We start from the raw sequence: 19375 nt of genomic DNA on the forward strand, positions 1-19375 counted from the left end.
GTCAGGTTATACACCTGACCGCGATTATTCTAGCGCGTCGGCACCGGCGTTTCGCCGCGATAATCGTAGAAGCCGCGACCGGTCTTGCGGCCAAGCCAGCCTGCCTCGACATATTTCACGAGAAGCGGACATGGGCGGTACTTGGAGTCTGCTAAGCCCTCATAGAGCACCTGCATGATCGACAGGCAGGTGTCGAGGCCGATGAAGTCGGCAAGCTGCAGCGGGCCCATCGGATGGTTCGCGCCAAGCTTCATGGCGGTGTCGATGGCCTCGACCGTGCCGACGCCCTCGTAAAGCGTGTAGATCGCCTCGTTGATCATCGGCAGCAGGATGCGGTTGACGATGAAGGCCGGGAAGTCTTCGGCAACCGTGATGGTCTTATCAAGGCTGTCGACGAAACCGCGCGCCTTCTCGAACGTGTCATCTTCCGTGGCGATGCCACGCACCAGCTCGACCAGCTTCATCACCGGAACCGGGTTCATGAAGTGAATGCCGATGAAGCGCTCGGGGCGATCCGTCTGTGCCGCAAGGCGCGTGATCGAGATGGACGAGGTGTTGGTTGCGACGATGGCCTCGGGGTTCAGGACCGGGCAGAGCTGGGCGAAGATCTTGCGCTTGACCGTCTCATCCTCGGTGGCCGCCTCGATGACCAGATCCATGTCAGCCAGCGCTTCCATGGTGGTCGCGGGCGCGATGCGGGCCAGCGCATCCTGGCGCACCTTGTCTTCCAGCTTGCCCGAAGAGACCTGGCGCGCCATGTTGCCGGAGATGGTTGCGATGCCGGCCTCGATCCGCTCCGAGGAAAGGTCGTAGAGTTTCACGTCAAAACCTGCCAGCGCCGCCACATGGGCAATGCCGCTGCCCATCTGACCCGCACCGATCACACCCACTTTTTCAATCTTTCCAGTCATGTCGAAAACCCCGTGAAGTGCGGTCCGCACCCTTCGTCGCTGTTGTTGCAGTGCAAACTAGATGGGCCGCGCAATGGCGTCTACCCCCGCTTACAAAATCCTTGGCCAGCTCTGCCGCGAACGGTGGCGCTGGCGGAGCCGTGAACGCCGCATAAAAAAAGCCCCGCTCGAAAGCGGGGCTGTTGCCTGAGATTCCGGTGTTCTGATTATTGGCTTAAAGCGCCTTTTCGAGCTCCGGCAGCACGTCGAAAAGGTCTGCAACCAGGCCGTAATCGGCGACCTGGAAGATCGGGGCTTCCTCGTCCTTGTTGATCGCGACGATCACCTTGGAGTCCTTCATGCCCGCCAGGTGCTGAATCGCGCCGGAAATGCCGCAGGCAATGTAGAGTTCGGGTGCAACGACCTTGCCGGTCTGGCCCACCTGCCAGTCGTTCGGGGCATAACCCGCATCGACGGCAGCGCGCGAAGCGCCAACGGCAGCGCCCAGCTTGTCGGCCACCGGCAGGATGACCTCGTTGAACTTCTCTTCCGAACCGAGCGCGCGGCCACCGGAAATGATGACCCGTGCCGACGTCAGTTCGGGACGGTCGCTCTCGGCGATGCGGTTTTCAACGAAGCTCGACAGATCGGAAGCGGCAGGCGCGTCGATGGTCTCGACAGCGGCCGAACCACCCTCGGCGGCAGCATGGAAAGTGGCCGTGCGAACGGTGATGACGCGCTTGTCGTCGGTCGATTCGACCGTCTGGATCGCGTTGCCGGCGTAGATCGGACGCTTGAAGGTCTTGGCGTCGACCACTTCGACGATGTCGGACACCTGCATCACGTCGAGCAGCGCTGCAACGCGCGGCATGACGTTCTTGCCGGTGGTGGTGGCGGGCGCGACGAAGGTGTCGTAATCGCCAGCCAGCGAGACGACCAGATCGGCCAGCGGCTCGGCGAGACGCTCGGCAAGCGCGTCGCTCTCGGCAAGCAGAACCTTGCGCACGCCGGCAAGCTTCGCTGCGGCATCGGCAGCAGCCTTTGCGCCCTTGCCGGCAACCAGCACATCAACGTCGGAGCCGATCTGGCTCGCGGCGGACAGCGCCTTGGCGGTCTGGTCGGAAAGGGTTTCGTTGTCGTGTTCGGCAACCAGAAGAATAGCCATCTTTTTTCCCTTCCCCTTAAAGCACGCCGGCTTCGTTCTTGAGCTTGTCGACCAGTTCGGCGACGGAGCCCACCTTGATGCCTGCCTTGCGGCCAGCCGGTTCCTCGGTTTTCAGCACGTTGAGACGCGCCTTGACCTCGACCCCGTAGTCACCCGGCGTCTTGGCGTCGAGCGGCTTCTTCTTGGCCTTCATGATGTTGGGCAGAGACGCGTAGCGCGGCTCGTTCAGGCGCAGATCCGTGGTCACGATGGCCGGCAGCTTGAGCTCGACCACCTGAAGACCACCATCCACCTCACGGGTGACCTTGGCCTTGCCGTCAGCAAGCTCCACATCCGATGCGAACGTGCCCTGGCTCCAGCCGAGCAGTGCTGCAAGCATCTGGCCGGTCTGGTTGGAATCATCGTCGATGGCCTGCTTGCCGAGGATCACGATCTCCGGCTTTTCTTCATCGGCCACGCCCTTGAGGATCTTGGCGACGTCGAGCGGCTCGACCGCATCGTCGGTCTTCACCAGGATTGCGCGGTCAGCGCCCATGGCGAGCGCGGTGCGCAGCGTTTCCTGGGCCTTGTCCGGGCCAATCGAAACGGCGACGATTTCTTCGACCTTGCCGGCTTCCTTCATGCGGATCGCTTCTTCGACCGCGATTTCACAGAACGGGTTCATCGCCATCTTGACGTTCGTCAGCTCGACACCCGAGCCATCCGCCTTCACGCGGGGCTTCACATTGGCGTCGATGACCCGCTTTACCGGAACAAGGACTTTCATGCGCATTCACCTTCCATGGTGGACTTCGGTTCTGATGCTGAATAACAGCAGGGTTCTGATGCTGAATAACAGCAGACGGATTAGCCGGTTAGCCGAATGCCGACATGTGCGGGGAAATTCAGAACACGCCTCCTCCCCCCTTCATGCGGCTCGCCGCCGGAGTTGGCGGGACCGTAGAGAGGCCTAACGTTCACGTCAATATGTCGAAACGCCCTATTGTCGTCCCCAGCGGGGCTGCCCGCTTTCAAGCGGCCGCGCCATGTCGGGTTTCTCCAGCTCCACCGCCCGCGGTTTTTCAATGCTGCGGTCGAACAGCGGCACATCCCGGCGCTTGAGGATAAACACCAGTACGGCGCCCGCCAGAATGCCGCCGGCATGGGCCGCCCAGGAGATCTGGTTTTCCGTGTCGATCACCAGCATCAGGAACTGAAAGCCGATCCACAGCGCCAGAAGAACGAAAGCCGGAATGCGCAACGGAATGCGGGCAAAAGCCAGCACCCATACTTTCACCCGGGGATGCAGGATCAGATAGGCGGCGACAATGCCGGCAATCGAGCCAGAAGCGCCGATCAGCGGCGCATTGGAAGCCGGCGCAATGAAGCCATGCATATAAGCGCCGGCCACGCCGCAGAGCACATAGAAGACCAGAAAGCGGAAATGGCCGAGCGCATCTTCCACATTGTCGCCGAACACCCACAAAAACAGCATGTTGCCGCCCAGATGCATCAGGTCGCCATGCAGGAAAGTGTAGGTGATGTAGGTCAGCGGTTCCGGCACGAGATCAAGCTCGGGCGGAAGCACGGCGAGATCGTAGGCGACGGAGGGAATGTAACCCAGGCCAATCGCGGCGGCGAAAGCGAAATCAGTGCCGCCGACCGTCGTTATCAGATAGGCGATCACGTTGACCGCAATGATGGTCAGCGTGACATATTGCCGGTTGATATGCCGCAGGCTGTTTGCGTCGTGCAGCGGTATGAACATCGGAGCCCTCTTCGCGGGCCCCGATCCCGGCCCGACTTTCGTCAGCGATTTTGCCCAGGCACCCATAGCACGTCGAGCGCGCCATTGTCATTGACGGCCCGGGAGGCGACGAAGAGGAAATCCGACACGCGGTTGATGTAGCGCATGGCCTCGTCACTCACGATTTCGCCCTCAATGGTTCTGAGTTCCACCATGAGGCGCTCGGCCCGCCGCGAGACCGTGCGGGCAAGATGAAGCGCCGCCGCCGCCGGTTTGCCTCCGGGCAGAACGAAGGAGCGCAGCGGCGCAAGCTCGGCATTCAGCGCATCGATATCCGCCTCCAGCCGGTCCACCTGGCTCTGGACGATGCGCAGGGGCTCATATTCCAGCACCTCGCCCGTGTCGGGCGTCGCAAGATCTGCACCCAGGTCGAAAAGATCGTTCTGGATGCGCACAAGCATCGCGTCGATTGCCGGCGCGGTCTCGGCCAGATGAATGCGGGCCATGCCGATGCAGGCATTGGCCTCGTCCACCGTGCCGTAGGAGGCGACCCGCAAATCGCTCTTCAGGCGGCGCTCGCGCGAGCCAAGCCCCGTCGTCCCGTCATCGCCCGTGCGGGTGTAGATCTTGTTCAGCTTGACCATGAAGCGCCTCAGCCGCCCTTCGAGCGCGCGTAATAGAGCGCGAGAACGACGAAGACGATGGCGATTGCCTGAAGGATGACGCGCGCCTGCATCAGCTTGTTGGACGTGTTGGCGGACCCGCCGCGCATCATGTTCATGAGGCCGCGAATGAGGACGATCACGACCGCCATCATCACGAGGATGGAGAGGATATTGAAGAGTGTTTCCATGGCGGTTTTCTTCTCGGATTCAACCCTGATTCGACAGGAAGCTGTAGAGCATGCGCGCAGGCAGGAGACGTTTCAATGCGACACCGATGCGCGCCGGTGTGGTTACCACATAGTGCGGCTTCGGGCGTGGGGAAAGAAGCGCGTGGGCGAGCTGAACATAGACGGCATCCGGCTCAAGCTTGAAGCGTGATTTCACGCCGCCCTGCCGCAACCGCGCCAGCTGCGCCTCATAGGCCTCGCGGTGAACGGAGTTTTCATGGTCGATGAAACGCTCGAACCATGGCAGGCCATTGCTGGCCATTTTCGAGGCAATCGGCCCCGGCTCGATCAGCGAAACATGAATGCCCGATCCTTCCAGTTCCGCCCGCTGGCAGAGCATCAGCCCTTCCAGCGCATGTTTGGACGCGGCATAGGCCCCGCGAAACCTGATCGGCACGAGACCGAGGATCGACGAGCAGTGGACGATGCGGCCATGCCCCTGCCGGCGCATGACGGGTACGATGCGCCGGGTGAGATCGTGCCAGCCGAAGACATTCACCTCGAACTGATGACGCAGCGCCTCCACCGGCAGATCCTCGACCGCGCCGGCCTGCGCATAAGCGCCATTGTTGAAAAGCGCATCAAGCGTGCCGCCGGTGCGTTGCAGCACCTCTTCGACAAGGGCGGCAATTGATTCGGGCTCGGCGTAATCCAGATAAAGCGGCTCGATCCCCTGCGCCTCCAGCGTCGCGCGATCCTCCGGGCGGCGCACCGTTGCGAAGACCCGCCAGCCATCTTTTTGCAGGGCACTGGCGCACCAGGCCCCGATGCCCGATGATGCTCCGGTGATCAGAATTGTCCGGCCCTGGCCCATGAAATTCCCGTCTGCACTTGTTTATAAGTGCCTCGGTTTCACATATTGACCGGTGCGAAACAATAAAAAGCAGTCTTGGAATCGAACTGAAAGGAACAGCCGTGCGCGGACTGAACGCCACAAGACGCATCCTCGGCGATGCGCTCGGCCACTTCAACACCGATGACGGCTGGGCAATGGCCAGTCACGTGGCGATCTCTGCGCTGATGGCGCTGTTTCCGTTCCTGATCTTCGCAACGGCTCTCGCCAGCTTTCTGGGAGCCGACGCCTTTTCGCAGCAGGCGGTGGACCTTATCTTCGACACATGGCCCAAAGAGGTTGCAGAGCCGATCGCGCAGGAAGTGCACAATGTGCTTGGCGTGCGCCGCAGCGACGTCCTGACCTTCGGTGTCGTGCTTGCGGGCGTTTTCGCGTCCAATGGCGTGGAGGCGCTGCGCCTCTCGCTCAACCGCGCCTACCGGGTCAGCGAACAGCGTTCGATCTTTCGGCTGCGCGCGCAGAGCCTGATCTTCGTGCTGGTGGCGACCATCGGCTTTCTGGCGATCAGCCTGCTTCTCGTCATCGCGCCCGTGGCGCTGAACATCGCCGAAAGCAATTTCGAGTGGATCGCGCCTTATGTGGGCACCATCACATTCTGGCGCTACGTCATCGCGCTGACGGTTCTCATCCTGGCGCTGATCACCGTGCATCTGTGGCTGCCGGCGGGGCGTCGCAGCCTTCTGGATGTGTTGCCGGGCATTGCCTTCACCCTGCTCGGCTCCTTCGTCGGCTCGAGCGTCTTCGCGGCCTATCTCGGCCGTTTCAGCAGCTATGCCAGCACCTATGCCGGCCTCGCCTCGATCATGATCGCGGTGGTGTTCCTCTACATCATCTCGGCGATGTTCATTCTCGGCGGTGAGCTGAACGCCTCGATCAAGCGCTATCGCGAGGCGCGCATCGTGGCCGGAGCCGACTGACGCGGGCCGCGCCGCGTCGCCAGCGCCACCCCGAATGTGGTGATGGCCATGCCGACAAGCTGGATCGGGCTCAGCGTTTCGTCAAACAGCACCCACGCCATCAGGGCGGTCACGCCCGGCACGAGATAGAAGAGCGAGGCCACGCGGGCCACTTCCCCTTCGCGGATGAGGATCATCAGAAGGAAGATCGCGCCCAGCGACAGGACGAAGACCAGCCAGACCATGGCGAACACCAGTTCGCCGTTCAGCACGAAATCCCCGGTCTCAAACAGCATGGCGATCAGGAAGGCCACCGCCCAGCCGCCGACATATTGCCAGAGCGTCACCGTGACCAGATCGGCCGTCGCCACGAAACACTTCTGCCACACCGTGCCCACGCTCATGGCGATCACCGCGACGATGGCCGCGCCGAGCGTTGCAACCGTGACGCCGTCCGTGGCCGAGCCGAATTTCGGCGACAGCACGGTGGCGACGCCGACAAGCCCGACCACAAGGCCGAGCCAGTGCTTGCGCGTCACCGTCTCGCCAAGGAAAAGACCGGCGATCACGGCGGTCAGCATGGGCTGGAGCCCGACGATCAGGCCGGCAAAGCCCGCCGGAAGCCCCTGACGGACAGCCCAGAACACGCCTCCCAGATAAACACCATGCATCAGCACGCCGGCGATTGCCGCGTGCATGGCGTTCAACGGGCCAATCGCCTTCGCTTTCACCAGAGGGATGATCAGAAGCAGGACGCCGAAGGTGATGGCAAAGCGCACCCACAGAAAGGTGAAGGGCTCGGCCCAGGGCATGGCGTAACGCGCGCCGATGAAGCCCGTCGCCCAGAGGAGGACGAAGAGGGCCGGGATGGCCCGCGTAAGGTCTTGCATCGGTCTCTTGTCCCTGCGTCTGGAGCATCGGAAGGCCGGATTGCCCTTTGTTCGTCCCCATGGACGCACGGCAATCCATTGGCTGGCGGTCTGAGCGCGGCTTTATCAGCCACGCACCCCGCAAGGAAAGCGAAACATTTCCATCATACGATCAAGAAAGATGATCTGTTGCGCCACCGGGGGGATGCGCGAATGCTGATGAAACTGGACATGAGCTGGCTGTTGTTCGCGCTCGTTGCCGTGACAATGATCTCCTATATCCTCTCGCTCGGCCTCAGCGCCGCGCTGGGCGATGATGGATTCGGCACACTCGGCAACGCCACGATCATCACGCTCGCCTTCTTCGGCACCATTTATGTTTTCAACGAACGTGGCACGCGCTTCGGGAGCCTGCTCGACGCGGCGTTGGCGGGCCTCGGCGGCGCGTTTGGCGCGCTGCTCCTCCTCGTCATCATCAAGGCCATCATCAAAAGGATCGGCTAGAACCTCGGCCCGAAAAATGGAATCCGGTTTTCGGGTTGTTCCGATGCTCCAGGAATAGCTTGAAGCACCCTTTGTGCGTCGGTGCAGACCAACAGCGATCCAGGGTCAGGATACCGGAAAGCCGATCATGCGCCTGATGTCCTCCGGCGTTGCGCCGCTTGCCCTGAGGGCGTCGAGGCTCGTGTCACCCCGGCTCTTGGAAAGCTTGCGACCATCATCATCGAGGATCAGATCGTGATGGTGGTACTGCGGGACCGGCAGGCCCAGAAGCTCCTGAAGCAAGCGATGAACTGCCGTCGCGTAAAACAGGTCACGCCCACGCACCACATGGTTGACGCCCTGAAGCGCATCATCGACGACGACTGACAGGTGATAGCTTGCGGGGATTTCTTTACGCGCAATCACCACGTCACCCCAGGCTTCTGGATCGGCGGCAACGCTTCCCGTCTCGCCCTTCGGTCCCTGCCCTGTCTCGTCCCAGAAAAGCGGTTTGCCCACATGCGCAATCGCCGCACGCATGTCGAGACGCCACGCGAAGGCCGCCCCCTCGGCAATGCGCGCTTCGCGCTCTTCCGGCGTGAGGTACCTGTCGTCGCCCGGATAAACCGGCGCACCATCCGGATCACGCGGCCATGACGCGCCATCAGCCTCGTAACAGGCAATGCTCGCCCGCACCTCGCCCCGGCTCATGAAGGCGGGATAGACAAGATCCGCATCGACAAGCTGTTCCAGAGCCGCACGATAATCGTCGAAATGCTCCGACTGACGGCGCACCGGCTGCTCCCAGTTAAGCCCCAGCCAGGCCAGATCATGCAGCACACCACGCTCCAGCTCGGGCGTGCAGCGCGTCACGTCGATGTCTTCCATGCGCAGGAGAAACCGGCCATCGGCCTCGCGCGCCATCTGATGGTTCAAAAGCGCGGAATAGGCGTGGCCAAGATGAAGCTGGCCGTTCGGGCTCGGCGCGAACCGGAAAACCGGGCGTGTCATGGGTAAATCGTGAATCGGGTTGCGGTCGGCATTCGTCGATTGCTACGGCTTTCTTTCGTGCTCGGCAAGAAGAGGACACAGCGCCGCCATGCACCGCATAGACACGGATGCACACATTCTGGAGGCGCTGGACGCGCTTGTCAGGATCGATCCCCGCCTTGAAGCCGTGCGCGCGCGGGCGGGCGAGGTTCCGCTCCGGCGCACCGCACCCGGATTTGCGAGCCTCGTTTCCATCATCGTGTCCCAGCAGGTTTCCCGCGCCAGCGCCGACGCCATTGAAGGGCGGCTTGTCAGGCTGGTGAATCCGCTGACACCGGACGCAGTGCTTTCGGGCGGCGAAGAACCGCTGATCGCTGCCGGCCTCTCACGCGCCAAGCAGCGCACCGTTCTGGCGCTCTCCTGCGCGATCCGGGATGACGGGCTCGACCTTGAGGCGCTGTGTGCGCTTGACGCCGATCAGGCCATCGCCCGGCTCACCGCGCTGCCCGGCATCGGCCCATGGACCGCGCAGGTCTATCTGCTTGTCGCCGCCGGTCACCCGGATGTTTTTCCGGCCGGCGATGTCGCGCTTCAGGCTGCCGTTGCCGATGCCCTGGCCCTGTCCGAGCGCCCCAATCCCCGCGATCTGGCCTTGCTGGCCGAATCATGGACGCCGCTTCGCGCCGTCGCCGCACGCCTGTTCTGGGCCTATTATCGGGAGAGAAAAGGGCACGAAGCCGCTCCTTTGCCCTGATCGACGCAAAAAACAGCGAAAAACCAGCTGTTTGAAATGTCATAAAGCAAAATATGCGCTTCACAATCCTGTCACGGCGGGCTTACAGTATTTGCATCGATCGACTTGGTCAGTTGAAGGAGCTTCAAAGACGTGACGATCGCGGCCTCGCCAGACAGCATGCCTGCTCTGGTGCTGAATGCGGACTACAGACCGCTCAGTTATTATCCTTTGTCACTGTGGTCGTGGCAGGATGCCATCAAGGCAGTCTTCCTCGACCGGGTGAACATCGTTGCCGAGTACGACCAGCAGGTTTCCTCGCCATCCTTCGCGATGAAGCTGCCGAGCGTGATCTGCCTGAAAACCTATGTAAAGCCGTCGCGCTATCCAGCCTTCACACGTTTCAACGTGTTCCTGCGCGACCGCTTCCGGTGCCAGTATTGCGGCACCCATGAAGACCTCACCTTCGATCATGTCGTTCCCCGCCGCCTTGGCGGTGTCACATCCTGGGAAAACGTGGTCGCGGCCTGCTCGCCCTGCAATCTGAAGAAGGGCGGCGTCATGCCTTCACGGGCAAAGATGTGGCCGCAGCAAAAACCCTACCGCCCCACCGTTCAGGATCTGCACAACAACGGGCGGCTCTTCCCACCCAACTATCTGCACGAAAGCTGGATGGATTACCTTTACTGGGATGTTGAACTGCAGCCCTAGCCTGTTCGCTAGCGGCTTTCCTACCGCTTGAAGGCGGCGCGAAGGGCGATGACCGCCCAGAGTGCGCTTGCCAGAACGTTCCAGCCAGCAAATGACAGGCCGAGGAAACGACCGGCCGCCTCGCTACAGGACGGCGGGATCACGGCGTTGAGCTGATCGAGCAGATTGCCGCCGAAATCCTGGTTTGCGGCACCGGCTCCGCAATCGGCAGGGCCTTCCCACCAGCCCCATTCCACACCGGAATGATACGCACCGAGCCCCATGCCGTAGAGCATGAGCGCGCCACCGGCCAGAAGCAGGCCGCGCGTGACAATGGCGGGCGCTTTCAACCATGACGCCAGCAGCGCCAGAAGCATCAACGGCGCGCCAATGTAATAGGGCGTGCGCTGTTCGAGGCACAGCATGCAGGGAATGTAGCCGCCAATGTGCTCGAAGCCGAGGGCAATGCCGACGGTCGCCGCCATGCCAACGGCCAGCAGCGCAGCGCTCAATTTCTGGGTAGCGCCGGTGGGAGCGGTAAGGGACATGGAAGGCCTCTAGAAAATGTAGCGGATGGCGACAAAACCACCGACCAGCAAAACCATGAAAAGGGTGAAAAGAAGGCCAAGATTCTTTTCGATGAAGACGCGGATCGGCGGGCCGAACTTGTAGAGCAGCCACGACACCAGAAAGAAGCGCAGGCCGCGGCCGATGATCGACACCACCACGAAGGTAACGAGGTTGAGCCCCGTCGCGCCCGAAAAGATGGTGAGCACCTTGTAGGGGAACGGCGTTACCGCCGCGAAGAGCACACCCCAGCCGCCCCAGGTGTTGTACCAGCCGGCCACCTGATCGAAGGCATCTTCCTTGCCGTAGAAGGCGAGAATCGGCTGCCCGACCGCTTCGTAGAGAAACGCGCCGATGAAATAGCCCAGAAGCGCGCCGAGAACGGAGCTGACGGTGCAGATGAGCGCGTAGCGCAGCCATTTGGCGCGCTCCGATAACACCATCGGAATCAGCAGCACATCCGGCGGGATGGGAAACACGGAGCTTTCGATGAAAGACACGGAGGCCAGCGCTTTTTCGGCATGCCGTGTGGCTGCCAGCGACATGGTCCAGTCGTAGAGTTTGCGAAGCATGGATGGCCCTCGATGAGGCGCTTTGTCTAGCCGCTGCGGCGGCCATGTGCAACGCTGGCGACAAAAGACGCGAAACGCGGGGCGTTTTGTCTCGCAAAGTGTTGACGGAGCCCCGCTTCCCCGTATAGTCCGCTGCCTGTCCGGCCGTTCGCGGCGGGCCCCTGTGGCGGAATTGGTAGACGCGCTCGACTCAAAATCGAGTTCCGCAAGGAGTGCTGGTTCGAGTCCGGCCAGGGGCACCATTTCCCCAAGGGACACTGGTTCCTTAGAGGGACACTGGCTCCCGAGAGCATCAAGGCGACGGACAGGGGAGGACATGTCACGACGATGCTTGAACGGCGCGAAAGCTACAAAGCGCTTTATGACGGGTTCCGCTGGAACATCCCGCAGACGTTCAATATCGGTACAGCCATCTCCAATGACTGGGCGAAACGCGCGCCCGAACGCATCGCCCTTTTCGAATACAGGCCCGGCGAGACACCCGCCACGCTGACCTACGGCATGTTTGCCGCGCACTCCGATGCGCTGGCCGCAGGCCTTGCACGAGCCGGCATCAGGCGTGGCGACCGGGTTGCTCTGCTCCTGCCGCAATCCTTCGAGACCGCGATTGCGCATGCTGCGATCTACAAGCTTGGCGCAATCGCCGTGCCGCTCGCCCTCCTCTTCGGGGCCGAAGCGCTCGAATACCGGCTGTTCACGTCGGGCGCTGCGGCGGTGATCACCAATGATACCGGGCTCTCCAAGATTGCGCGCATCCGGGACAGGCTCCCCGCACTGAGGCTTTCGGTCTGTGTGGACGGGGCAAGTGGCGACACGCAGGATTTTCACCGCATCATCGCCGAGAATGCCGGCCCCTTCGAAGCGGCCGCCACGGGGCCGGACGATCCGGCCATGATGATTTTCACATCCGGCACCACCGGACCGCCCAAGGGCGCGCTGCACGGGCACCGGGTCTTGCTGGGGCACCTGCCGGGCGTTCAGTTCCACCATGAATTCCTGCCGCAGGAAGGCGATCTCCTGTGGACCCCGGCCGACTGGGCGTGGGCGGGCGGTCTGCTCAACGTGCTCCTGCCCGGCCTTTATCTCGGCACACCCGTCGTCGCGGGCCGGTTTGAGAAATTCGACCCCGAAACGGCGCTTGGCCTTATGGAGAAGATGAAGGTGCGCAACGCCTTCATCCCGCCCACGGCGCTGCGCATGCTGAAAGCCGTTCCCGATATCCGGAAGCGTTTCGACCTTTCCCTGCGCACCATCGGCTCCGGCGGCGAAGCGCTCGGGCGCGAAACATTCGAGTGGGCGCGCAATGCGCTTGGTCTGGAGATCAACGAGTTCTACGGACAGACCGAATGCAACCTCGTCCTTTCGTCCTGCCATGCGCTCAATGTGGGGCGGCCCGGCGCGATCGGCCTGCCGGTTCCCGGACACCGGGTTGCCGTCATCGACAGGGAGGGTCGCCCCCTGCCCGCCCATGAGGCTGGCGACATCGCCATTCTGAGGCCCGACCCGGTGATGTTTCTGGGTTACTGGGAGAACGAAGCCGCGACCGCCGAAAAATTCATCGGCGACTGGATGACGACCGGCGATCAGGGCGTTTGCGATGAAGACGGGTACATCCATTTCGTCGGACGCGACGATGACGTCATCACCTCGGCCGGCTATCGCATCGGGCCAACGGAGATCGAGGATTGCCTGACGGGCCATCCCGACGTGGCGCTCGCCGCCGCCGTGGGCAAACCCGATCCCGTGCGCACCGAAATCGTGAAGGCCTATATCGTCCTGCGCGAGGGAGCCGACCCCAGCGACGCGCTTGCCGAGGACATTCGATTATGGGTGCGTGAACGCCTTTCAGCCCACGAATATCCGCGCGAAATCGCTTTCGTGGAATCCATGCCCCTCACGACGACCGGCAAGGTCATACGGCGCATTTTCCGCGAGCGCGCGCGAAACGAACGTACAGAAGATTAAAGGCTTTCGGGATCAGGCCGCATAGCGGCGAAGCTTGTGCGCAGCCAGGAAGTCGGGAATTTCGGAGGCAGGGATCGGCTTGCTGAACAGATTGCCCTGCGCTTCATCGCAACCCATGGCGCGAATGATGCGCAACTGCTCTTCCATCTCGACACCTTCCACCACCGTGGTCATGCCCAGCGTGAAGGCCAGGTTCACGATGGTCTGAACAATCGCCGCCTGATCCGCGCTCTTGGTGATTTCCTTGATGAAAAGGCGGTCGATCTTCACCTTGTCGAAGGCGAATTTCTGCAGATAGCTGAGCGATGAATAGCCGGTGCCGAAATCGTCGAGCGAGATGCGGGTGCCCAGCTTGCGCAGCCGACGCAGATCCGTGTGCAGCTTGCGGCTGTCTTCCAGAAGCAGCGTTTCGGTGATCTCGAGTTCGAGGCGGTTTGCCGGCGTGTCGGTCTCGGAGAGAACACGCGCGACCGTCTCCACGATGTCATCCCGCTTGAACTGCATCGGCGAGAGGTTCGCTGCGATGCTGATATTGTCCGGCAACGACTTCATCTCAAGGCAGACGCGGCGCAGCACCCATTCGCCAATGGGCACGATCGCGCCCGTTTCCTCGGCAATGCGGATAAACTCGTCCGGCGAGATCGGTCCGTGCACCGGGTGTGTCCAGCGCAGCAGCGCCTCGAAAGTGGTGACCCGGTTGGTTCCAAGCCCGATGATCGGCTGGAAGACGAGATGGAACTGCTCGTCCAGATTGGCCGCGCGCAACTCCGCTTCCAGCGAGCGACGGCGCTGCAGGCGCTTGTTCATGCCGGCCTCATAGAAGCGGAACACACCGCGTCCATCGCCCTTGGCCTGATAGAGCGCTACGTCCGCCTGCATGAGAAGGTCACCGCCCTGTTCGTCGGCTTCGGCAATGGCGATGCCGACGCTTGCGCCGGTAAGCACCTGATGCCCCTCGATGATATAGGGTTCGTCCAGCGCCTCGATCAGCCGCTTGGCCAGGCTGCTCGCCTGCTCCGGCTTTTCGACATTGCCCTGAACAACCACAAATTCGTCGCCGCCAAGACGCGCCACCGCATCCGTCTCGCGCACCGTGTTGCGAATGCGCCCGGCAACAGCGCGCAGAAGGGCGTCGCCAACCGGGTGGCCGAGCGTGTCGTTGATGCTTTTGAAATTGTCGAGGTCGACACACATCACCGCCGTGGCGAGCCCCCGGTCGCTGCTGGAGGCAAGAATGTCCTCCAGCTGCTCACGCATCAAAATGCGATTGGGAAGATCGGTCAGCGTGTCGTGGCGGGCCATATAGGCAACCTGCGCCTGCGCCTTGTGCCGCTCGGTTATGTCTTCATAAGTCGCAACCCAGCCGCCGCCGCGCATCGGCTGGTGGGAAATCAGAATGGTGCGCCCATCGCGCAGTTCCTGTATCAGCGTATCGGACCGATCCTCTTCGATCAGCTTGCATTGCATCTGAGAGAGCTGTTCGGCCTCATATTCCGCGCAGGCGCCGGTCTCGACCATGTGCTGGATCAGCATGTCGAGCGACGTGCCCAGCCGGAGCTGCTCCTGGCTCAGACCGTAGATGTTCTCCATCTTCTGATTGCTGACGATCAGCTTGCCCTCTGCATCGAACATGCAAAGGCCGTGGGACATGTTGTTCAGCGCCGTGTTGAAGAGCAGGTTCTGGGTAATCAACTCTTCATTGGCGCGACGTGCGGCGGCAGCGCTTTCGCTGAGCTCCGCGCTCGTTCGCAACAGATCCTCATTGGTCGCTTTCAGCCGCTGCTGCACACTGATCTGCAGCCGGTGCTGCCATCGCAGCATAGCGATGAAGATGAAGCCCGACACGACGAGCGAAAGCGCAAGGGATGAGAATATCCAGTGCAGTGTGAGAAGCTGCCTCTGATCCTCCGCCTGCGCCGTCGCTCCATATTCATTCGCCTTGGAAGCGAGCGCGACCATCTTGCGTTCAAGCGGCGCTGTCAGGTCGAGCGCCTGCTGGGCCACTTCCGGATCGTCGATTTCGCCGATAAATCCGCCGATTTCGTCCAGCGCGCTTGCCAGTTCGTCGACCGTTTCCCGGTTTTCCGGCAATGCAGTGACGAAGTTCATGAACTCGCCCTGCTCGAACAGGCTCAGCCTGCTGAGCAGGATCTGGTAGCGCAGCTCCACATCCTGCTTGGTAACCTGCGGCGGATCAATGAGCGCCGCCGTCAGGGTCCGCCTGAAGCGCAGGAGCTCGTTCATGCCCTGGCTGGCGCTATAGGCGATGTTGTAGCGGAATATCTGCGTCAGTGCTTCCTGACGCTGGAACACCAGAACAGAAATATAAAGCGCCGCAACGGCCAATGCGATCATGCCGATGGAAAGAACCACCTGCACTACACGAGAGGCCGTGCGACGCTTCATATGTATTGTTTCCGGTCCCGCCATGAACAGAGCTTGTCAGACGCCTAGCGAACGGTAAAGCGTCGAATCTGCCAGACGGAACGAGAGTAGTATTTCTGCGTGTTCAGTTCAGGTGAGGAATCGTAAGGATAGATGATGAAGAGCGGCCCCTTGTCGCTGACCGGCATGTACTCTCCGTCGCGCTTGTAGGCGAGGATCGTGCCATGCGCGGCAAAATCGGCAATCGGCACCGGCGCCTGATAGTCGTTCAGCGCCGTGACAACCACTTCCTTGCCATCTGCCTGAACGAGCTTCATCAGCTCGGTCATCAGCGCCCCTTCGAACTCGACCTCATTGTCGAACCAGGGTGTGCTCGTCTTGATCTTTGCGGATTTCAGCTTCTCGAGCATGGCGATATCGAAATCGGCGACGCCTTCCCCATTGGTCGCACCGATATTGCCGTCAATCGTCAGGATGACATTGCCCTCGGGCTTTGGCAGTTCGGCATTCTGCGCAGCGGCCGGAGCCACAAACGAGAAAAGCAGCACCGCCAGTGCCGCAAACCAGCCTCCGCGGTTATTTTTATTGGTCATTCTTGAGCCTCTTTGCTGGCGTAAATTAAAACGCAGCCAAGGATAATGCCGGCTAACCAAACAACAGGTTAACGGCACGCCTCTTTTGGCACACTCGTCCCGGTAGATTGACAGGCATCAAAGCGGGTGCCAAACCTTTAAGCCAAAAGGATTATACAACAGATCGTCCGATCGACCTACGGCAGGCGTCGCTCAGCCTTGAGGAAAGGTAAAGCTTCCTCCGGAAGAAACGATCGTGAGTCCGAAAATCCATTTAAAGTCAGGGGATTAGGAAGTGGAAACGTACAAGGAATTTACATTCGAGGCCGCGCACAAGCTGGAGCCTTATTCCGGTCTGCACGGGCATTCCTTCAAGGTCTCCGTCCATCTCGTCGGCGAACCTGACCCGGTTTATGGCTGGGCGGCTAATCTCTATGAAGTCGAACAACAGATAGCCGTCGTCCACAAGACCCTCGACCACACCTATCTGAACGAGATCGACGGCCTGTCGGTCCCTTCGCTCGAAAATCTTGCCAAATGGATTTTCGACAAGCTTTCGGAGACAACGCTCACGGTTGATCGTGTTGAGGTCAAGCGTGGCCCTGACGGGCAGGCCGAAGGCTGCGTCTACAGCCCGCGCGCGGCTGCCTGAAAAGGCTTTCCGCTGCCGGAGCGATTTCGGGGAGCATGAAGCTCCCCGACAGGATCACTTCTGGTTCGCAACCACCGCGTCGATCAGACGCCCGGCATCCGGGCTCGCCCATTCGGCGGGTCCGTTCATATGCGCCATGAGGCAGCCTTCCCGATCGAGAAGCAGCGTCACCGGCAGGCCAAGCGCCAGCCCCTGACTTTTCAGATCGTTGAAAATCTTCATCGAACTGTCGCGGTAATAGCCCAGGGCCTCAATGCCCGTTTCTTCCAGGAACGCGGTCGGCTTTTCATCGTCGCCGCGATCCACATTGACCGCAACAACCTCGAAATCGTCGCCGCCTTTGGCAGATTGCAGCGCATCAAGCGCCGGCATTTCCTCACGGCAGGGCGTGCACCAGGTGGCCCAGAGATTGATCAGGATCGCACGGCCCGAAAAATCTCCGACCGACATCGCCTCGCCGTCAGGACCGGCAAAGGCCAGTGTTTTCAGCGAGCGCGGCGGATCGGCAGCCAGCATGGCCGCCACGTGACCGGTTGCCGCAGCGCCAATGGCGCGCGCCTGCTCCTGCTTCGCCTCACAGACCGCATTGTCTGCATCGACGGCAATCCGGGTCGCCGGCTTGTTGCCATCCAGCCCACCCTTCACGTATACCGCAATCGCACCCGCTATAGCGCCCGCGGCAACAGCCAGGACGACCAAGCGAAGTGCCGGGAATTTTTGTTTCTGCTTCGACATTCTTCTTTCCACACTAGCGCCCGGTTATCATGATGAGCGAAGACCAAGCCAGCAACCGCATGTGGGGCGGACGTTTTGCCTCAGGACCCGATGCCGTCATGGAAGCGATCAACGCATCCATCGGTTTCGACAAGAAGCTTTACGCCCAGGACATTCGCGGCAGCCTGGCCCACGCCGCCATGCTGGCAAAGACTGGCATAATTTCGGCTGACGACGAGAAAAAAATCGTTGAGGGCCTGAACACGATCCTGTCAGAGATCGAGGCTGGCTCCTTCACCTTTTCCACCAGGCTCGAAGACATTCACATGAATGTCGAGGCGCGTCTGGCCGAGCTTATCGGACCGGCCGCAGGACGCCTGCACACGGCGCGTTCGCGCAATGATCAGGTGGCGCTCGATTTCCGCCTCTGGGTCAAGGAAGAGCTGCAGCGCGTCGATGCCGCGCTTGGCGGCCTCATCGAGGCCTTTCTCACCCGCGCCGAGGAACACGCCGCGAGCGTCATGCCGGGCTTCACGCATCTGCAGTCGGCGCAGCCGGTCACGTTCGGCCACCATCTGATGGCCTATGTCGAAATGTTCGGCCGCGACCGTTCGCGCGTGCGCGACGCCATCGAGCGGCTGGACGAAAGCCCGATAGGCGTGGCCGCCCTTGCCGGCACGGGTTTCCCCGTCGACCGTCACATGACGGCCGAGGCGCTCGGTTTCCGTGAGCCCACCCGCAACTCCATCGACACCGTGTCGGACCGCGATTTCGCGCTGGAGTTCCTGTCGCTTTCGGCCATCTGCGCCATTCACCTTTCACGTCTGGCCGAGGAAATCGTCATCTGGTCGACGCCGCAGTTCGGCTTCGTGCGCCTGTCCGATTCCTTCTCCACCGGCTCCTCGATCATGCCGCAGAAGAAGAACCCGGACGCCGCTGAACTGATCCGCGCCAAGACCGGCCGCATCAATGGCGACCTGATCGCGTTGCTGACGGTGATGAAAGGCCTGCCGCTCGCCTATTCAAAGGACATGCAGGAAGACAAGGAAGCCGTCTTCGACGCTGCCGAGACGCTCGACCTGATGCTTGCCGCGATGACCGGCATGGTCGGCGACATGGAGGTCAACACGACCGCCATGAAGGAGGCCGCCGGAGCCGGTTTCTCCACCGCAACCGACCTGGCCGACTGGCTGGTGCGTGAAGCGGGCCTGCCTTTCCGCGAGGCGCATCACGTGACGGGCCGCGCCGTGGCGCTTGCCGAGGAAAAGAAGTGCGGGCTTGAAAAGCTTGCGCTGGAAGACCTGCAGGCGATCAACCCGGCCATTCACGATGGCGTTTTCTCGGTGCTGTCGGTCAGCAATTCCGTGAAAAGCCGCACCTCCTATGGCGGCACCGCGCCCTCCGAAGTGGCCCGCCAGATCAGCGCATGGAAGAAACGCCTGAAACGGGATGCAACGCCCGCCAAAAAGCGCTAAAACGCAGCCCACGCACTTTCGAGGAATGGAACGCTCATGACGGCCCGCCGCACGCTCACCCTTGTCATGCTCGGCCTCGCGCTCGGCCTTGCCGCCTGCGGGCGCAAGGCACCACTTGATTCGCCCTATGAGGCGGCAGTGGATGCGCGCAAGGAAGCTGAACGCAACGACCAGCCCGTCCCGCCGGCGCCGGAAAAACCGGTCGAAGATCGTCCGTTCATCCTCGACGGTCTGCTCTAGAGCATCGGACCGAATCGGACCGAAAAGGCTTGCGCCGCATGACGGC

At 61.5% G+C, this 19375-nt stretch carries 22 protein-coding genes and 1 tRNA gene; 9 read left to right on the forward strand and 14 right to left on the reverse strand.

What is annotated here, in order from left to right; all coding sequences use genetic code 11:
- Window positions 1–29 precede the first annotated feature (29 nt).
- The 7 genes from DEJ54_RS02210 to DEJ54_RS02240 all read right to left on the reverse strand — a co-directional run bounded on the left by DEJ54_RS02210 (window position 30) and on the right by DEJ54_RS02240 (window position 5487).
- Window positions 30–911: a 3-hydroxybutyryl-CoA dehydrogenase gene (locus DEJ54_RS02210; protein ID WP_113153122.1), complete on the reverse strand. Its 882-nt coding sequence runs from the start codon at window positions 909–911 to the stop codon at window positions 30–32.
- 214 nt (window positions 912–1125) lie between these two features.
- Window positions 1126–2055, reverse strand: coding sequence for an electron transfer flavoprotein subunit alpha/FixB family protein (locus DEJ54_RS02215; protein WP_113153123.1), 930 nt, complete (start codon window positions 2053–2055; stop codon window positions 1126–1128).
- 16 nt (window positions 2056–2071) lie between these two features.
- Window positions 2072–2821, reverse strand: coding sequence for an electron transfer flavoprotein subunit beta/FixA family protein (locus DEJ54_RS02220; protein WP_113156027.1), 750 nt, complete (start codon window positions 2819–2821; stop codon window positions 2072–2074).
- A gap of 213 nt (window positions 2822–3034) precedes the next feature.
- The gene (locus DEJ54_RS02225; protein ID WP_113153124.1) at window positions 3035–3802 is read right to left on the reverse strand and encodes a rhomboid family intramembrane serine protease; all 768 of its coding nucleotides are present in this window, start codon (window positions 3800–3802) and stop codon (window positions 3035–3037) included.
- A 41-nt stretch (window positions 3803–3843) separates the two neighbouring features.
- Window positions 3844–4425 carry a cob(I)yrinic acid a,c-diamide adenosyltransferase gene (locus DEJ54_RS02230; protein ID WP_113153125.1) on the reverse strand — a complete coding sequence of 194 codons (582 nt, stop codon included), beginning with the start codon at window positions 4423–4425 and terminating at the stop codon, window positions 3844–3846.
- An 8-nt stretch (window positions 4426–4433) separates the two neighbouring features.
- A complete protein-coding gene (locus DEJ54_RS02235) occupies window positions 4434–4634 on the reverse strand; it encodes a twin transmembrane helix small protein (RefSeq protein WP_113153126.1) in 201 nt (66 codons plus the stop codon).
- A gap of 19 nt (window positions 4635–4653) precedes the next feature.
- Window positions 4654–5487 (reverse strand): SDR family oxidoreductase, encoded by an 834-nt coding sequence (locus tag DEJ54_RS02240; RefSeq protein WP_113153127.1) that lies wholly within the window; start codon window positions 5485–5487, stop codon window positions 4654–4656.
- 101 nt (window positions 5488–5588) lie between these two features.
- Here DEJ54_RS02240 and DEJ54_RS02245 point away from each other — a divergent pair, with 101 nt between their 5' ends.
- The gene (locus tag DEJ54_RS02245) at window positions 5589–6443 is read left to right on the forward strand and encodes a YihY/virulence factor BrkB family protein (protein ID WP_162742204.1); all 855 of its coding nucleotides are present in this window, start codon (window positions 5589–5591) and stop codon (window positions 6441–6443) included.
- Here DEJ54_RS02245 and DEJ54_RS02250 read toward each other — a convergent pair.
- Window positions 6407–7312, reverse strand: coding sequence for a DMT family transporter (locus DEJ54_RS02250; RefSeq protein WP_113153128.1), 906 nt, complete (start codon window positions 7310–7312; stop codon window positions 6407–6409). The genes DEJ54_RS02245 and DEJ54_RS02250 overlap by 37 nt on opposite strands.
- Before the next feature lie 192 nt (window positions 7313–7504).
- On the opposite strand from DEJ54_RS02250, the gene DEJ54_RS02255 reads away from it, so the two are divergent.
- Window positions 7505–7795, forward strand: a complete 291-nt coding sequence (locus tag DEJ54_RS02255; RefSeq protein ID WP_113153129.1) for a hypothetical protein — start codon at window positions 7505–7507, stop codon at window positions 7793–7795.
- A 105-nt stretch (window positions 7796–7900) separates the two neighbouring features.
- Here the strand turns inward: DEJ54_RS02255 and gluQRS are convergent, their stop codons facing one another.
- Complete coding sequence (gene gluQRS / locus DEJ54_RS02260) at window positions 7901–8785, reverse strand: tRNA glutamyl-Q(34) synthetase GluQRS (protein ID WP_113153130.1); 885 nt, start codon at window positions 8783–8785, stop codon at window positions 7901–7903.
- Window positions 8786–8873: 88 nt separating this feature from the next.
- Between gluQRS and DEJ54_RS02265 the strand changes: the two genes are divergently transcribed.
- Together DEJ54_RS02265 and DEJ54_RS02270 are read left to right on the forward strand one after the other, a co-directional pair.
- Complete coding sequence (locus tag DEJ54_RS02265; protein WP_113153131.1) at window positions 8874–9518, forward strand: DNA-3-methyladenine glycosylase; 645 nt, start codon at window positions 8874–8876, stop codon at window positions 9516–9518.
- 132 nt (window positions 9519–9650) lie between these two features.
- The gene (locus DEJ54_RS02270; RefSeq protein WP_113153132.1) at window positions 9651–10208 is read left to right on the forward strand and encodes an HNH endonuclease; all 558 of its coding nucleotides are present in this window, start codon (window positions 9651–9653) and stop codon (window positions 10206–10208) included.
- 20 nt (window positions 10209–10228) lie between these two features.
- On the opposite strand, the gene DEJ54_RS02275 is transcribed toward DEJ54_RS02270, so the two are convergent.
- Window positions 10229–10735: a disulfide bond formation protein B gene (locus DEJ54_RS02275; RefSeq protein ID WP_113153133.1), complete on the reverse strand. Its 507-nt coding sequence runs from the start codon at window positions 10733–10735 to the stop codon at window positions 10229–10231.
- 9 nt (window positions 10736–10744) lie between these two features.
- Window positions 10745–11326 carry a YqaA family protein gene (locus tag DEJ54_RS02280; RefSeq protein ID WP_113153134.1) on the reverse strand — a complete coding sequence of 194 codons (582 nt, stop codon included), beginning with the start codon at window positions 11324–11326 and terminating at the stop codon, window positions 10745–10747.
- Between the two features lie 157 nt (window positions 11327–11483).
- Between DEJ54_RS02280 and DEJ54_RS02285 the strand changes: the two genes are divergently transcribed.
- Together DEJ54_RS02285 and DEJ54_RS02290 are read left to right on the forward strand one after the other, a co-directional pair.
- Window positions 11484–11568, forward strand: a tRNA-Leu gene (locus DEJ54_RS02285).
- An 85-nt stretch (window positions 11569–11653) separates the two neighbouring features.
- Window positions 11654–13291: an AMP-binding protein gene (locus DEJ54_RS02290; RefSeq protein WP_113153135.1), complete on the forward strand. Its 1638-nt coding sequence runs from the start codon at window positions 11654–11656 to the stop codon at window positions 13289–13291.
- A gap of 12 nt (window positions 13292–13303) precedes the next feature.
- On the opposite strand, the gene DEJ54_RS02295 is transcribed toward DEJ54_RS02290, so the two are convergent.
- Window positions 13304–15697, reverse strand: coding sequence for a bifunctional diguanylate cyclase/phosphodiesterase (locus tag DEJ54_RS02295; protein ID WP_245447672.1), 2394 nt, complete (start codon window positions 15695–15697; stop codon window positions 13304–13306).
- Between the two features lie 44 nt (window positions 15698–15741).
- The gene (locus tag DEJ54_RS02300) at window positions 15742–16269 is read right to left on the reverse strand and encodes a molybdopterin-dependent oxidoreductase (RefSeq protein WP_204360847.1); all 528 of its coding nucleotides are present in this window, start codon (window positions 16267–16269) and stop codon (window positions 15742–15744) included.
- Window positions 16270–16543: 274 nt separating this feature from the next.
- Here DEJ54_RS02300 and DEJ54_RS02305 point away from each other — a divergent pair, with 274 nt between their 5' ends.
- Window positions 16544–16900: a 6-carboxytetrahydropterin synthase gene (locus DEJ54_RS02305; RefSeq protein WP_113153137.1), complete on the forward strand. Its 357-nt coding sequence runs from the start codon at window positions 16544–16546 to the stop codon at window positions 16898–16900.
- Between the two features lie 54 nt (window positions 16901–16954).
- Here DEJ54_RS02305 and DEJ54_RS02310 read toward each other — a convergent pair whose 3' ends face one another.
- Window positions 16955–17635 carry a TlpA disulfide reductase family protein gene (locus DEJ54_RS02310; protein ID WP_113153138.1) on the reverse strand — a complete coding sequence of 227 codons (681 nt, stop codon included), beginning with the start codon at window positions 17633–17635 and terminating at the stop codon, window positions 16955–16957.
- Between the two features lie 32 nt (window positions 17636–17667).
- Between DEJ54_RS02310 and argH the strand changes: the two genes are divergently transcribed.
- Together argH and DEJ54_RS02320 are read left to right on the forward strand one after the other, a co-directional pair.
- Window positions 17668–19089, forward strand: coding sequence for an argininosuccinate lyase (gene argH / locus DEJ54_RS02315; RefSeq protein ID WP_113156030.1), 1422 nt, complete (start codon window positions 17668–17670; stop codon window positions 19087–19089).
- Between the two features lie 36 nt (window positions 19090–19125).
- Complete coding sequence (locus DEJ54_RS02320) at window positions 19126–19329, forward strand: lipoprotein (protein ID WP_113153139.1); 204 nt, start codon at window positions 19126–19128, stop codon at window positions 19327–19329.
- Window positions 19330–19375: the final 46 nt, after the last annotated feature.

It is taken from the genome of Nitratireductor sp. OM-1 (assembly GCF_003296175.1).
In the GTDB taxonomy this organism is placed as follows: Bacteria; Pseudomonadota; Alphaproteobacteria; order Rhizobiales; family Rhizobiaceae; genus Nitratireductor; species Nitratireductor aquimarinus.